The organism is Microbacterium esteraromaticum, assembly GCF_014084045.1.
GTDB classification, from domain to species: Bacteria; Actinomycetota; Actinomycetes; order Actinomycetales; family Microbacteriaceae; genus Microbacterium; species Microbacterium esteraromaticum_D.
In genome coordinates, this window is sequence record NZ_CP043732.1 from 2,058,530 (window position 1) to 2,072,994 (window position 14,465).

At 69.7% G+C, this 14,465-nt stretch carries 10 protein-coding genes; 9 read left to right on the forward strand and 1 reads right to left on the reverse strand.

The features are described from left to right. The first annotated feature begins 202 nt into the window (after positions 1 to 202). The 3 genes from FVO59_RS09730 (at position 203) to FVO59_RS09740 (ending at position 4,721) form a co-directional block, all read left to right on the forward strand. On the forward strand, positions 203 to 1,507 hold the full coding sequence (locus FVO59_RS09730; protein ID WP_430736348.1) for an MFS transporter: 1,305 nt from the start codon (positions 203 to 205) through the stop codon (positions 1,505 to 1,507). Next, positions 1,504 to 2,952, forward strand: a complete 1,449-nt coding sequence (locus tag FVO59_RS09735; protein WP_182252455.1) for a pyridoxal phosphate-dependent decarboxylase family protein — start codon at positions 1,504 to 1,506, stop codon at positions 2,950 to 2,952. The genes FVO59_RS09730 and FVO59_RS09735 overlap by 4 nt, the downstream gene beginning before the upstream one ends. Positions 2,953 to 3,032: 80 nt before the next feature. After that, positions 3,033 to 4,721: an ABC-F family ATP-binding cassette domain-containing protein gene (locus tag FVO59_RS09740; protein WP_182252456.1), complete on the forward strand. Its 1,689-nt coding sequence runs from the start codon at positions 3,033 to 3,035 to the stop codon at positions 4,719 to 4,721. Positions 4,722 to 4,831: 110 nt separating this feature from the next. On the opposite strand, the gene FVO59_RS09745 is transcribed toward FVO59_RS09740, so the two are convergent. Continuing rightward, a complete protein-coding gene (locus FVO59_RS09745) occupies positions 4,832 to 5,677 on the reverse strand; it encodes a type IV toxin-antitoxin system AbiEi family antitoxin domain-containing protein (RefSeq protein WP_182252457.1) in 846 nt (281 codons plus the stop codon). 248 nt (positions 5,678 to 5,925) lie between these two features. Here FVO59_RS09745 and FVO59_RS09750 point away from each other — a divergent pair, with 248 nt between their 5' ends. The 6 genes from FVO59_RS09750 (at position 5,926) to guaA (ending at position 14,452) form a co-directional block, all read left to right on the forward strand. Further along, positions 5,926 to 7,044, forward strand: coding sequence for a GuaB3 family IMP dehydrogenase-related protein (locus FVO59_RS09750; RefSeq protein WP_182256680.1), 1,119 nt, complete (start codon positions 5,926 to 5,928; stop codon positions 7,042 to 7,044). Then, positions 7,041 to 7,841: an SURF1 family protein gene (locus FVO59_RS09755; protein ID WP_259363144.1), complete on the forward strand. Its 801-nt coding sequence runs from the start codon at positions 7,041 to 7,043 to the stop codon at positions 7,839 to 7,841. Before FVO59_RS09750 ends, FVO59_RS09755 begins: the two co-directional genes overlap by 4 nt. A 159-nt stretch (positions 7,842 to 8,000) precedes the next feature. Further along, positions 8,001 to 10,595: an ExeM/NucH family extracellular endonuclease gene (locus tag FVO59_RS16515; RefSeq protein ID WP_259363146.1), complete on the forward strand. Its 2,595-nt coding sequence runs from the start codon at positions 8,001 to 8,003 to the stop codon at positions 10,593 to 10,595. Then, entirely contained in the window at positions 10,490 to 12,262 is a 1,773-nt protein-coding gene (locus tag FVO59_RS16520; protein WP_259363539.1) for a bifunctional metallophosphatase/5'-nucleotidase, read from the forward strand. Before FVO59_RS16515 ends, FVO59_RS16520 begins: the two co-directional genes overlap by 106 nt. A gap of 118 nt (positions 12,263 to 12,380) precedes the next feature. After that, positions 12,381 to 12,869 carry a DUF3817 domain-containing protein gene (locus FVO59_RS09765; RefSeq protein WP_182252458.1) on the forward strand — a complete coding sequence of 163 codons (489 nt, stop codon included), beginning with the start codon at positions 12,381 to 12,383 and terminating at the stop codon, positions 12,867 to 12,869. After that, on the forward strand, positions 12,866 to 14,452 hold the full coding sequence (gene guaA / locus FVO59_RS09770; RefSeq protein ID WP_182252459.1) for a glutamine-hydrolyzing GMP synthase: 1,587 nt from the start codon (positions 12,866 to 12,868) through the stop codon (positions 14,450 to 14,452). The genes FVO59_RS09765 and guaA overlap by 4 nt, the downstream gene beginning before the upstream one ends. The last annotated feature ends 13 nt before the right edge of the window (positions 14,453 to 14,465 follow it).

Consider the following 14,465-nt stretch of genomic DNA (forward strand, 5'->3'; position numbering starts at 1 on the left):
TCCGTCGCCCGCCGACTCATCAGACGCAGGCTATTCGTCCGACGCAGGATCGGCATCCGCTTTCCGCTCCTGCGCTCGCGTGTTCTCCTGCACCGGATGATGCGGCGGACGCGCCCGACTCGCCACGCGACGCCGCCACTAGAGTGAGCCACATGCGCTCAGCGTCGAATCCGCTCACTCGGGACAGATCACCCGCTACGCGATCGGGTCGCTCGGCACCGGCGGGTTCGCCACGCTGCCCGGCCTGGTGCTCGTCTACTATCTGACCGACTCTCTGGGCGTGACCGCGCTCGCCGCGGGAGCGATCGTCACCGGAGCGAAGGTCTGGGACGTGCTCATCGACCCGGTGATCGGCGGGCTCAGCGACGCGGCGCTCGCCCGCACCGGCTCGCGCCGCGGGCTCATGCTCATCGGCTCGATCGGCCTGCCGATCGCTTTCGCGCTGACGTTCGCCGTGCCGGCGGGGATGGGGCCCGCAGCCTCCGGTGCCTGGGTGCTGATCGCGTTCATGCTCGCAGCGACATGCTTCAGCCTCTTCCAGGTGCCGTACATCGCCCTGCCCGCCGAACTGACCGACGACTACCGCGAGCGCACCCGCCTGCTCACCTGGCGCGTGGTGGTGCTCACGGTCGCGATCCTGCTCTTCGGAGCCGGCGGGCCGGAGATCCGCGGCATGTTCCCCGACGACCCGCGGCTCGGATACCTCGTGATGGCGGTCGTCGCCGCAGTGCTGCTCGGACTCGGACTCGTGATCGCGTCGACCGTCGCGCAGAGCCGCCCTCCGCTGCCCGTCCGCCCCGGCGCCTCGATCGCGATGCACTACCGCGACGGCATCACGGTGCTCCGCGAGAGTCAGCCGTTCCGCGTGCTGCTCGGTACCTTCATGCTCCAGGGGCTCGCCACCGGCCTCATGCTCGCCGCCGCGCAGTTCGTGGCGCGGTGGGTGCTGGGCGATGAGGGCGCGGTGACGCCGCTGTTCGTCGCGCTGATCGCACCGGCCCTGCTGATGGCACCGGTGTGGAAGGCGGTCGCCGACCGCGTCGGCAAGGAGCGCGGCTTCCGGCTCGCGAGCGCGGTCTTCCTCGTCGCGACCGTCGTGCTCGGCCTGATGGTGTGGATACCAGGGTGGTGGATCCTCGCGCCCGTCTCGCTCGCGGGCGCGGCGTACGCCGGCATGCAGACCCTGCCGATGGCGATGCTGCCCGACGTGATCGCGCACGACCGCACCGCAGGAGGCGGCGACGGCAGGTCGGGAGTGTTCAGCGGGGTCTGGACGGCGGGCGAGACCACGGGGATGGCGCTCGGCGCGACCGTGCTGTCTGTCGTGCTCGCCCTGACCGGATACATCGAGACCACCGCCGCGGTCGAGGTAGCACAGCCGGATGCCGCGGTCGCGGGCATCGCGGTGGCCTTCAGCCTGCTTCCGGCCGCGCTCATGCTGCTCAGCATGGTCGTGCTCGCACGCTATCGGCTGCGTGAGCAGGACATCGTCGGGACGTCTGCATGAGCGACATCCTCGAGCGGCTGCGCCGGATGCGGGAGGGCGATGCGCCCACCCACGGCGGTCGCGTGCTGTCTTACGTGTACGACTCGGGTCTGGATGAGATCGACGACCTGGCCGATGCCGCCGCGCGCCTCGCGCGCCCGCTGAACGGCCTCGATCCGACGGTCTTCCCGTCGATCGCGGCCATGGAGCGCGACGTGATCGGCTTCACCAGGCGGATGCTGCACGGCGGCCGCAGCGTGGTCGGCACCGTCACGAGCGGGGGGACCGAGAGCTGCCTGCTCGCGGTGAAGACCGCGCGGGATCTGTGGCGCTCGTCGCATCCTGAGCACGCCTCTCGCCGCCCGCGCCTCGTGGCCCCCGCCACTGCGCACGCCGCATTCATCAAGGCGGCGCAGCTCTTCGACCTGGACTTCGACCCTGTGCCCTGCTCGCCCGACGGCGTCGTCTCGGCGTCGGACGTGATCGAGCGCCTCGGAGAGGACGTCGCACTCGTCGTGGTCTCCGCTCCCTCCTATCCCACCGGGGCGCTCGACCCGATCGCGGAGGTCGCGGCCGCGGCATCCGCTCGCGGGATCTCCTGCCACGTCGACTCGTGCTTCGGGGGATTCGTGCTGCCGTGGTGGCCCGACCTGCCCTCCTGGGACTTCCGCGTCCGCGGCGTGACGAGCATCTCCGCCGACCTGCACAAGTTCGGCTACGCGCCGAAGGGGGTGTCGGTACTGCTGCAGCGGGGCAGGCGGCGACACCGCGCGCAGTTCTTCGCCACGACCGGGTGGGCGGGCTACCCCGTCGTGAACCCGACTCTGCTCGGCTCGCGCTCGGCGTCGCCCCTCGCCGCTGCGTGGGCGATCACGCAGCATCTCGGCTCCGACGGCTACGCGCGGCTGACCGGGTCGATCCACCGGGTGGCCTCCGCTGTCGCGGCTGCGGTGGAGGGCATTCCAGGGCTGAGGGTCATCGGCGATCCGACCGGCCCCGCGATCGCGCTGGGCGCCGACCCGAGCGTGCCCGAGGAGAAGCGCGTCGATCCGCATCGACTGGCCGACGCGCTGGTGGCGCATGGCTGGAAGATCCAGCCGCAGCCGGGCCTCGTGCAGAGCGACGGGGTGCGCATCTCGCACAGCGCGCATCTCACCCTGACGCCGGTGCTCGAGCAGCGGGTGGGCGAGTTCATCGGCGCGCTGGCGGCATCTGCCGACGAGGTGCGCGGTCAGGGGCAGGCGGATCCGCGGATGCTGCTCGCCGCTCTGCGCGCGCTCGGCTACGGCGAAGGCGGTCGCGTGCCCGGACCGGCCGCCGCGTGGCGGCTGCTTCGGCTCGCCGGTGCGGGATCGGTGTCGGCCGATCAGCCGATGTCGATGCTCATGGCGCTGATCGAGCAGCTGCCGAGGCCGGTGGCGGAGGCGCTCCTGACCGAACTGCTCGCTCGGATGTCGGAGCCCTGACCCTGCTGTTCACGCGCGACTCGCGGGACTGATAGCCTGGTCGGCTCGCTGCTCGACAGGGCGGGCGGAAGGAGCCCGCTGTGGGCCACATCGATGTCAGCGCGATCGCGCTGACGCTGCCTGACGGACGGCCGCTGCTCGACGAGGTGACATTCCGCGTCAGCGCCGGTTCGACCAGCGCCCTGATCGGCCCGAACGGCGCCGGCAAGTCCACGATGCTGCGGATCATCCGCGGTGAGCTCGGGGCCGATTCGGGCGTCGTCACGATCGACGGATCGCTCGGGGTGATGGATCAGTTCGTCGGTCACGGCGATTCGGGAACGACGGTGCACGATCTGCTCGTCCGGGTCGCGCCCGCCCGCATCCGCACGGCGGCCGTGGCGCTCGAAGAGGCTGAGAACGCGCTCATCGACGACGACACGGAGCGGACGCAGATGCGCTACGCCGCCGCGATCGCCGACTACGCGGACGCGGGCGGCTACGAGCACGAGACGGTCTGGGACCAGTGCACGGTCGCGGCGCTCGGCATCCCGTTCGAGCGGGCGCGGTTCCGCGACCTGGACACCCTCTCGGGCGGCGAGCAGAAGAGGCTGGCCCTGGAGGTGCTGCTGCGCGGACCGGATGACGTGCTGCTTCTCGACGAGCCCGACAACTACCTCGATGTCCCCGGCAAGCGGTGGCTCGAGCAGCGCCTTCGGGAGACATCGAAGACGGTGCTGCTGGTGTCGCACGACCGCGAGCTGCTCGCCAGGGCGGCCGATCGCATCGTGACGCTGGAGGTCGGCGGAGCGGGAGCCACGGCGTGGGTGCACGGCGGCGGCTTCGGCACGTATCACCGGGCCAGGGACGAGCGCATGGAGCGGCTCGACGAGCTGCGCCGGCGGTGGGACGAGCAGCACGACAAACTCAGGAAGCTCGTCGCGACCCTTAAGGTCAAGGCGACCGCGAACGACGGGTTCGCCTCGCGATATCGGGCGGCGCAGACGCGGCTGAAGTGGTTCGAGGACGCCGGACCGCCGGAGGAGCGTCCGCCCGCGCAGGACTTCGACATGCGACTGCGCGGGGCGCGCACAGGCAAGCGCGCGATCGTGTGCTCTGCGCTGGAGCTCACCGGGCTGATGAAGCCGTTCGACGCCGAGATCTGGTTCGGCGACCGCGTCGCCGTGCTCGGCTCGAACGGCTCGGGGAAGTCGCACTTCCTGCGGCTGCTCGCCGGTGGCGGCAGCGATCCGGACCCGACGCTCGGACATCTGACCGACGCCGCGCAGGCACTCGACCCTGTCGAGCACACCGGCTCTGCGACGCTCGGCGCCAGGGTGGTTCCTGGTCTGTTCGCGCAGACGCACGCGCATCCGGAGTTCATCGGGCGCACCCTGCTCGACATCCTGCATCGCGGCGACGATCGTCGCGCGGGGATGCCGAGGGATGCCGCGAGCTCGGCGCTGGATCGCTACGGGCTGGTGCGGCAGGCGCAGCAGGCGTTCGACCAGCTCTCGGGCGGCCAGCAGGCCCGGTTCCAGGTGCTGCTGCTCGAACTGAGCGGAGCGACGCTGCTGCTGCTCGACGAGCCGACCGACAACCTCGACCTCGAATCCGCCGAGGCGCTCGAACAGGCGATCGCCCGCTTCGAGGGCACGGTCGTCGCGGTGACCCACGACCGCTGGTTCGCGCGCTCCTTCGATCGATTCCTCGTGTTCGGGCAGGACGGAGAGGTGTACGAGTCCGAGACGCCCGTGTGGGACGAGCGGCGCGTGGCGCGCGCTCGCTGAGCGGGCCGGCCGTCGCCGGGAACAGGACGGTTGTCGAGAGCAGGACGGATGCCAGGAATGCGGCCTGTTCTGGCGAACCGTCCTGTTCTCAGCTCGTCCAACCGCCTCGATCAACGCCGGCGCGCAAGGTGCAGTCCCTGTGCGACGGCGTTGACGATGGTCTGCTGCACGTACGCGGCATCGAACATGACCTGCTGGTAGTCGAAGCGCAGCACCGTGTACCCGAGCAGGGCGAGCCGGGCATCCTGACGCAGATCGCGGCGGCGATCCTTCGCGGAGCCGTGGAACTCGAATCCGTCGAGCTGCACCACGAGACGCTCGCCGATCAGGGCATCCACCGGATGCCCGTCGATCACCACCTGCTGCCTAACGGGTACGCCGCAGCTGCGGCAGATACGCAGGAAGGCCGTCTCGACGCCGGAGTCCGACAGCGCCCCGACCATCTCGAGCACGGCACCCGCCGCGGTGCTGTGCCACGCGGTGCGACGCAGCTGCGGGAGCGTGACGAGCGTCTTGCGCAACGCCGATTCCCAGATCGCCGTCGCCTCTGCGGGTTCGAGACAGCGTGCGACGTGATAGAGCACGTTCAGGATCGGGTCGTCGACGGCGAACCGGGCGACCGGTGCGGGCCCGGACGCCCAGTGCATGACCCGGGTGGGCGCACTGACTCGCGACGACGTCGAGGGCACCGCGAGGTGGATCTTCGGATCGACGACCGACCACAGGTGCAGCTGCGATGCCGCGGTGACGCAGGTCACGCGGCCGCTCACCTCAGCAGCCGCACGTCGTGCAGGCGAGCATTCGGCCGAGACCAGCCAGGAACGTCGGATCCGCTCGAGCTGTCCGGCATCCACGGCGCGGCGGATCTCATGTTGCGTGTAACCGGCCGTGCGCAGGTCGCTGCTGTGCGCGATGCCGTTGCGCTGCTGCATCCACTTCATGATCGGAGCCCTCATCCTTCGACGATGGCGACCTCGGGTGCCGGTCGGAGCGCCGATACCCACGATCAGGGGATAAGTCGCCGTTGGGCGTGGATGTGCGGGAAGAGTGGCAGTCACCGAGAACCGGACGGTTGTCGACGACAGGACGGATGCCAGGAATCCGACCTGTTCTGGAGAACCATCCTGTTCCGGGCGACGAAGTACGGGGCCCAGACGCCAGAACCGGGCCTTCGCAGCACCACGGGTAGGCTGGAAGGGTGAGCATGGACATCGAGATCGGCCGAGGCAAGCGCGCGCGCCGCGCGTACACGTTCGACGACATCGCGGTGGTCCCATCGCGACGCACCCGCAACCCCTCCGACGTCTCGACGACCTGGACGATCGACGCGTTCCAGTTCGACATCCCCGTGCTCGGCGCGCCCATGGACTCGGTCGTCAGCCCGGCGACCGCCATCGAGCTGGGCAGGCTCGGCGGCCTCGGAGTGCTCGACCTCGAGGGCCTGTGGACCCGCTACGACGACCCGCAGCCGCTGCTGGACGAGATCGCCGCGCTGCCCGCCGACGGCGCCACCGTGCGCATGCAGCAGCTGTACTCCGAGCCGATCAAGCCTGAGCTGGTCAAGCAGCGCCTGGCAGAGATCCGCGAGGCGGGCGTGACGGTCGCGGGCTCGCTGACCCCGCAGCGCACTCAGGAGCTGTACGAGACCGTCGTCGCCGCCGGCGTCGACCTGTTCGTCATCCGCGGCACCACCGTCTCGGCCGAGCACGTGTCGAGCGCCCTCGAGCCCCTGAACCTCAAGAAGTTCATCTACGACCTCGACGTTCCCGTCATCGTCGGAGGCGCCTCCACATACACCGCCGCCCTGCATCTCATGCGCACAGGAGCCGCTGGCGTGCTGGTCGGCTTCGGCGGGGGAGCGGCATCGACCACCCGCGTGACCCTCGGCATCCACGCCCCGATGGCGACCGCCGTGTCCGACGTCGCGGCCGCCCGCCGCGACTACCTCGACGAGTCGGGCGGACGCTACGTGCACGTCATCGCCGACGGTGGCGTCGGCACGTCGGGCGACATGGTCAAGGCTCTCGCGATGGGGGCGGATGCCGTGATGCTGGGCGTCGCGCTGTCGCGCGCGACCGGCGCACCGGGCCAGGGCTACCACTGGGGCGCCGAGGCGCACCACCCCGAGCTGCCCCGCGGTCGCCGCGTCGAGGTCGACCGCGTGGCGGACCTCGAGCAGATCCTGTTCGGACCGGCCCCCGTCGCCGACGGCACGGCCAACCTCATCGGCGCACTGCGCAAGTCGATGGCGACCACCGGGTACTCCGACCTCAAGGAGTTCCAGCGGGTCGAGGTCGTGCTCGCGCCCTACGAGCTGGGATGACGCAGTCGCAGCCGGCCGCGCCGCTGGAGTTCCCGCCGACGCTGCGCGAGGTGATGCTGCGGGGGCGCTGGATCGGCGTGCTCGTGCTGTGCCTCGTGGTCGCCGGCGTGTTCGCCTGGCTCGGCCAGTGGCAGCTCTCGCGCGCGATCGACACCGACCCGCCGCCTCCCGGCGCGACCGAGCAGGTGCGACCGCTCGCCGATGTGATCGAGCCGGGGCAGTATCTGCCCGAGCCGCTCGGCGGCCAGAAGGTCACCACGAGCGGCGAGTGGGTCGCCGAGGACTTCATCGTGATCTCGTCGCGGTTCAACAGGGACGAAGAGGGGTACTGGGTCACCGGTCAGCTCCGGGTGGCCGAGCGCACGTCGATCGCCGTCGCGCTCGGCTGGGCGCCGACCCGCGAGAAGGCGGATGCCGCCGCAGAGGCCCTCGCCCGCGCCGAGGGCGCGCCCGTCTCGCTCACCGGCCGGATCATCGACGATGAGGGTGTCGAGGTGCCGCCGGCCGACGACATCCATGCGCTGACGCGGATGTCTCCTGCAGCGCTGCTCGGGCAGTGGCACGACGTCGAGCAGCTCGACATGTACCGCCCGTACCTGGCGTCCCTCACGGCCCCGGCCGGCCTCGTCGACATCGACTCTCCCGCACCGGCCGAGAAGTCGCCGATCAACTGGCTGAACATCTTCTACGCGGCGGAGTGGGCGATCTTCGCCGGATTCGCGTTCTATCTCTGGTACCGCCTGGCACGGGATGCCTGGGAGCGCGAGGTCGAGGAATTCGAGGATTCCCACACCTGAGGCGTCCGCCTGGTGACCATCCGATGACGGGCCGGCGAAGACTCTTGCCGGATGTCGGGAGTCGGGCCTAGGGTCACTTCATGCGCGTGCGCGTCCTCGCGCACGCGAAGGCTGATCCACGAGATCCGTCGACCTACCCTGAACGAGGAGACCGCATTCATGATGCCCGACCCCGCCGACCGGAACCGCGCTGTTCCCGTCGCACCACAGAGGAAGCGGGGGCGCATCGCGGCGCTCGCGCTCACCACGGCGTTCACGATGAGCATGGGAGCGCTCATCGCAGCCCCCGCCGCCATGGCGGATGTCGCCGGCACCGGCGTCGTGATCAACGAGGCGTACCTGTCGGGCGGCAGCGCAGGCGCCGCCTTCAAGAACAAGTTCATCGAGCTGTACAACCCGACCGACAAGGACGTCGTCCTCGACGGGATGTCGCTGCAGTACCGCTCGGCGACCGGCACCGGCGCCTCCAACGGCGTCGTCGCGCTCAAGGGCACCATCAAGGCCGGCGGCTACTTCCTCGTGCAGGCGAACAGCAACGGCACAGCCGGTGCTGACCTTCCTGCGCCGGACCAGACCAGCACGCTGACCCCGAGCGGCACCACGGGCACCATCGCGCTCGTGCAGTCGACCACGGCCGTGACGCTGCCCGTCGGCGACGCAGCCGGTTCGTCCGGAGTCGTCGATCTGCTCGGCTACGGCGCCTCCAACACGTTCGAGGGCGCCGTTGCCGGCGCTCCGGCCGGAAACACCGATGTGAAGTCGCTGAACCGCACCGACGGCAAGGACACCGATAGCAACAAGGCCGACTTCTCGCTCTCGGCATCCATCACGCCCACCGGATCCGGCAGCACCGGCGGCACCGACCCCGAGCCGAGCATCACGGCGACGATCGCCGAGGTGCAGGGCACCAAGGACGTCTCACCGCTCAGCGGCCAGAACGTCACCGTCCAGGGCGTGATCACCGCCGACTACCGCACGGGCGGGTACAAGGGCATCGTCATCCAGACCGCCGGCTCCGGCGGCGCGAACGACAGCACGCCCGGCGCCTCCGACGGCGTCTTCGTGTTCCTCGACGACAAGAGCGTGCCAGGCGAGATCGGCGACCTCGTCTCGGTGACCGGCGTGGTCGGCGAGCGGTTCGGGCAGACGCAGATCGTCCCTGCAGCGGCATCCGCCGTCACGGTGGTCACCGCCTCCGTCGGCGTCCCCGCGGCGACCGCACTGCCGACCAGCGTGGTCGGCACGGCACGCGAGGCGTACGAGAACATGCTCGTCTCGCCCACCGGCGACTACCTCGTGGCCTCCAGCCACCAGCTCTTCAACTTCGGCACGCTGTGGCTGAACCCCGAGGAGCTCAACGTCAAGAGCACCGAGCTCAAGCGCCCCGGTGCCGGAGCGGATGCCATCGCCGCCGCCAACCGCGCCGACCGCATCCTGCTCGATGACGGCTACAGCATCCAGGTCACCAACAAGGATCACCCGGCCGACCAGCCCTACTTCACGAAGGACGTCGTCGTCCGCAATGGCGACGCGGTCGACTTCACGGGCCGCTCCTACGTGTTGCAGTACGGATTCGATGACTGGCGTCTGCAGCCTGTGACGCCGCTTGACAGCGCCTCGCCCGCCGACCGGAAGGTGTCGTTCACGACGAACAACCCCCGTCCCGAGGTGCCGGCGGTCGGCGGAGACCTGCAGGTCGCGTCGTTCAACGTCTACAACTACTTCACGACCCTCTCGGAAGACGACGAGGACGCCCGTGGCGCGGAGAACGCCGCCGAGTTCGCGATCCAGAAGTCGAAGATCGTCGCAGCGATCAACGGCCTCGACGCCGAGGTCGTCTCGCTTATGGAGATCGAGAACTCGGTCAAGTTCGGCAAGCCCGCCGACACGGCGCTCGCAGACCTCGTCGACGGCCTCAACGCCGCCGCGGGCAGCGATGTGTGGGCGTACGTGCCCACGCCGAAGGCGCTGAACGACGCCGCGACGACGGACTTCATCAAGAACGCGATCATCTACAAGAAGAAGGCCGTCAAGCCCGTCGGCGCGAGCTCGACGATCGTCGACGAGAGCGTGTGGGACATCGCCCGTGAGCCGATCGCCCAGGCGTTCTCGTTCAAGGGCAGGACGATCACGGTCGTCGCGAACCACTTCAAGTCCAAGGGCGGCGACGGCGAGGAGCCGGCCGACGGCCAGGGCCAGTTCAACGCCGAGCGCGTCGAGCAGGCGAAGTCGGTGCTCGCGTTCACCGAGCAGCTCGCCACGCAGAGCCGCAGCGATGACATGCTGCTGATCGGCGACTTCAACGCCTACAGCGAAGAGGACCCGATCCGGGTGTTCACCGACGCCGGCTGGAGCGACCTCGTCGACGACAAGACCGCAGGGCAGTACACCTACACGTTCGACGGCGAGCTCGGCTCGCTCGACCACGTCATCGCATCCCCGTCGCTGAAGAGCTCGATCACGGGGCGGCGGTATGGGGCATCAACTCGCCCGAGTGGAGCGATCGCGGCTACGCGTACGGCGCGGCCGAGACCGGCACGCCCTACCGCTCGAGCGACCACGACCCGATCCTCGTCGGCATCGCCAAGAAGGCGAAGGATGTGCCGGTCAGCATCGACATCGCCACGATCAACGACTTCCACGGCCGGATCGAGGCGAACGGCGCCAGCGCCGGGGCCGCGGTCCTGGCGGGAGCGGTCGATCAGCTGCGCGACGAGAACCCGAACACGATCTTCGCCGCGGCCGGCGACCTGATCGGCGCATCGACGTTCACGTCGTTCATCAACGATGACAACCCCACGATCGACGCGCTCAACGCGGCCGGCCTCGACGTCAGCGCGGCGGGCAACCACGAGTTCGACCAGGGCTGGGAGGACCTGCGCGACCGCGTGCAGGAGCGCGCCGACTGGGAGTACATCTCCTCGAACGTATTCCTCACCGAGACCGGCGAGCCGGCTCTCGCGCCCGCCTGGGTCAAGGAGCTCGACGGCGTTCGCGTCGGCTTCGTCGGAGCCGTCACCGAGGACCTCACCTCGCTCGTCTCCCCGGCCGGAATCGCGGATCTCGAGGTGCGCAGCATCGTCGACTCGGTCAACGCGGTCGCCGACGACCTCACCGACGGCAAGGCCGGCAACGGTGAGGCCGACGTCGTCATCCTGCTGGTGCACGAAGGCGCGACGACCTCCGACCTCTCGTCGATCACACCGGACTCGCCGCTGGGCGAGATCGTCTACGGCGTGGACGACGACGTGGATGCCATCGTCTCGGCCCACACCCACCTCGCCTACAACCACGTCATCGACGGTCGCCCCGTCGTCTCGGCGGGTCAGTATGGCGAGAACCTCGGCGTGATGAACCTGCAGTTCCAGGTGAAGAAGAACAAGGTCGAGCTGCTCTCGATCACCAACGAGATCCGGCCGCTGGCCGGCAACTACCCGGCCGACGCCGAGGTCCAGGCGATCGTCGACAAGGCCACCGCCGAGGCCGACGTGCTCGGTGCCGTCAAGGTGGGCAGCATCTCGGGCGACTTCAACCGCGCTCGTCTGAGCACAGGCAGGGAGAACCGCGGTGGCGAGTCCACCATCGGCAACTTCGTCGCCGACGTGCAGAAGTGGGCCACCGACGCCGACCTCGCCCTGATGAACCCGGGTGGCATCCGCGCCGACCTCACCTACGCGTCGTCGGGCGCGAGCGACCCCGACGGCAACGTCACCTACCGCGAGGCGGCGACGGTGCAGCCGTTCGCCAACACGCTGGTCACGCTGCAGCTGACCGGAGCCCAGTTGAAGGCGGTGCTGGAAGAGCAGTGGCAGCCGGCCGGTGCGAGCCGACCGTTCCTGAAGCTGGGCGTGTCGAAGGGGCTGTCGTACACGTACGACCCCGCGGCGCCTCAGGGCCAGCGCATCACGTCGATCACGCTCAACGGCACCGCGGTCGACCCGGCCGCCTCGTACAAGGTCGCGGCGAACTCGTTCCTCGCCGCCGGAGGCGACAACTTCGGCACGCTCGCACAGGGCACGAACAAGGCCGACACCGGGAAGATCGACCTGCAGTCGATGGTCGACTGGTTCGCGGCGAACGCCGCTGACGACGCCACGGCTGCCGCGCCGGACCTGGTCCAGCGTGCAGTCGGCGCGACGGTCACCCCCGCAGCCGGCAGCTATCAGGCCGGCCAGCAGGTCACCGTGGCGCTCTCATCGCTCGCATTCAGCGCGGGCGAGCAGAAGCCGACCGAGGTCAGCTTCGCCATCGGCGAGGTCCAGCTGGGCACGGCGGCGGTCGACGGGGCGATCGTCGACACCACCGACGAGGGAGGGCGAGCGTCGTTCACCTTCACCGTTCCGGCCGGTGTCGCGGGTCAGACCCTCACGGCGACGCCGAACGTGGGCGCAGCCGTGACGCTCCCGCTGGTGTTCGGCTGACAACGCACGGACGAAGACGGAGGCCGCCGGGACGATCCCGGCGGCCTTCGTCGTGTCCCGATCGGGCGCCGCACCCGGCACACCGGCGCACCCCGATCCGGCGGCTAGAATGGAGGGCATGCCCGAGCCCAGAGTCGCCAGCTTTCCGGCGATCCGCGGAGCGCTGAAGTTCTACCAGATCGCCTCGATCATCACCGGCGTCATGCTGCTGCTGCTCTGTGCCGAGATGGTGCTGAAGTACACGCCGATCCACCTCGAACTGTTCCTCGGAGGATCCGGCGGGCCGCTCTGGTTCGCCGAGGTCGTCGAGACGGCGAACGGCCTCGAATCAACGGGAGACGGGTTCAACGTCTCGCAGGGCATCCTCGTCGCCCACGGCTGGTTCTACGTCGTCTACCTCTTCGCGTGCTTCCGCATGTGGAGCATGATGCGCTGGCCGTTCGTGCGGTTCGTCCTGCTCGCCCTCGGCGGCGTCATCCCCCTGCTGTCGTTCTTCATGGAGACGCGCGTCGCGCGTGACGTGAAGACCTATCTTGCCCACCGCGAGGCCGCCGTGCAGTCCGAGACCGCCGCGACCACGACCACCACCCCGGAAGGTGCCCGTTGACCGAGCAGACCGAGACCCAGCAGCGCCCCGCGCTGGTCGTCGACTTCGGAGCGCAGTACGCGCAGCTGATCGCCCGCCGTGTCCGCGAAGCGGGCGTCTACAGCGAGATCGTGCCCCACACCGCCACCGCTGAGGAGATCGCCGCGAAGAACCCCGTGGCGCTCATCCTCTCGGGCGGCCCCTCGTCGGTCTACGAAGACGGCGCACCCAAGCTCGACCCGGCCGTGTTCGACCTCGGCGTGCCGACGCTCGGCATCTGCTACGGCTTCCAGTACATGGCGCAGACCCTCGGCGGCGAGGTCGCCCACACCGGGTTGCGCGAGTATGGCGCGACCGACGCGCACATCCCCGCGACCGAGAGCTCGCTGCTCGCCGGGCAGCCCGCAGAGCAGAACGTGTGGATGAGCCACGGCGACCAGGTCTCGCGCGCCCCCGATGGGTTCGAGGTGCTCGCCACCACCGACGCGACGAAGGTCGCGGCCTTCGCCAACGAGGAGCGCAGGCTGTACGGCGTGCAGTGGCACCCCGAGGTCAAGCACTCCGATCACGGCCAGGCCATCATCGAGAACTTCCTGCACCGCGGCGCCGGCCTTCCCGCCGACTGGAACAGCGACAACGTGATCGCCGAGCAGATCGAGCGCATCCGCGAGCAGGTGGGCGACGCGCGCGTCATCTCCGCTCTCTCCGGAGGCGTCGACTCCGCCGTCTCGACCGCCCTCGTGCACAAGGCGATCGGCGACCAGCTCACCGCCGTCTTCGTCGACCACGGCCTGCTGCGCAAGGGCGAGCGCGAGCAGGTCGAGAAGGACTACGTCGAGTCCACCGGCGTCCGACTGATCACCGTCGACGCGGTCGACACCTTCCTCGGGCATCTGGCCGGCGTCACCGATCCCGAGACCAAGCGCAAGATCATCGGCCGCGAGTTCATCCGCGCGTTCGAACAGGTGCAGCGCGATCTCGTCGAAGAGGCCAAGGCCACCGGCGGCGCCCCGGTGAAGTTCCTCGTGCAGGGCACCCTGTACCCCGACGTCGTCGAGTCGGGCGGAGGAGCGGGTACCGCGAACATCAAGTCGCACCACAACGTGGGCGGGCTGCCCGACGACCTCGACTTCGAACTCGTCGAGCCGCTGCGCGCCCTCTTCAAGGACGAGGTGCGCGCGATCGGCCGCGAGCTCGGCATCCCCGAGGCGATCGTCGGCCGCCAGCCGTTCCCCGGCCCAGGCCTGGGCATCCGGATCATCGGCGAGGTGACCCGCGAGCGCCTCGACATCCTGCGCGAAGCCGACGCGATCGCTCGCGAAGAGCTCACCAGGGCGGGCCTGGACGAGACCATCTGGCAGTGCCCGGTCGTGCTGCTCGCCGACGTGCGCTCGGTGGGCGTGCAGGGCGACGGCCGCACCTACGGCCACCCCGTCGTGCTGCGCCCCGTCTCGAGCGAGGACGCCATGACCGCCGACTGGACGCGGCTGCCCTACGACGTGCTCGCCAAGATCTCGAACCGCATCACCAACGAGGTGCGCGAGATCAACAGGGTCGTCCTCGACGTCACGTCGAAGCCGCCGGCAACCATCGAGTGGGAGTGAGAGAAGGGGTCGC

Coding starts and splice junctions, on each gene's coding strand:
- FVO59_RS09735 (WP_182252455.1), top strand. CDS start 1,504: ATGAGCGACATCCTCGAGCGGCTGCGCCGGATGCGGGAGGGCGATGCG.
- FVO59_RS09745 (WP_182252457.1), bottom strand. CDS start 5,677: ATGAGGGCTCCGATCATGAAGTGGATGCAGCAGCGCAACGGCATCGCG.
- FVO59_RS09750 (WP_182256680.1), top strand. CDS start 5,926: ATGGACATCGAGATCGGCCGAGGCAAGCGCGCGCGCCGCGCGTACACG.
- FVO59_RS09755 (WP_259363144.1), top strand. CDS start 7,041: ATGACGCAGTCGCAGCCGGCCGCGCCGCTGGAGTTCCCGCCGACGCTG.
- FVO59_RS16515 (WP_259363146.1), top strand. CDS start 8,001: ATGATGCCCGACCCCGCCGACCGGAACCGCGCTGTTCCCGTCGCACCA.
- FVO59_RS09765 (WP_182252458.1), top strand. CDS start 12,381: ATGCCCGAGCCCAGAGTCGCCAGCTTTCCGGCGATCCGCGGAGCGCTG.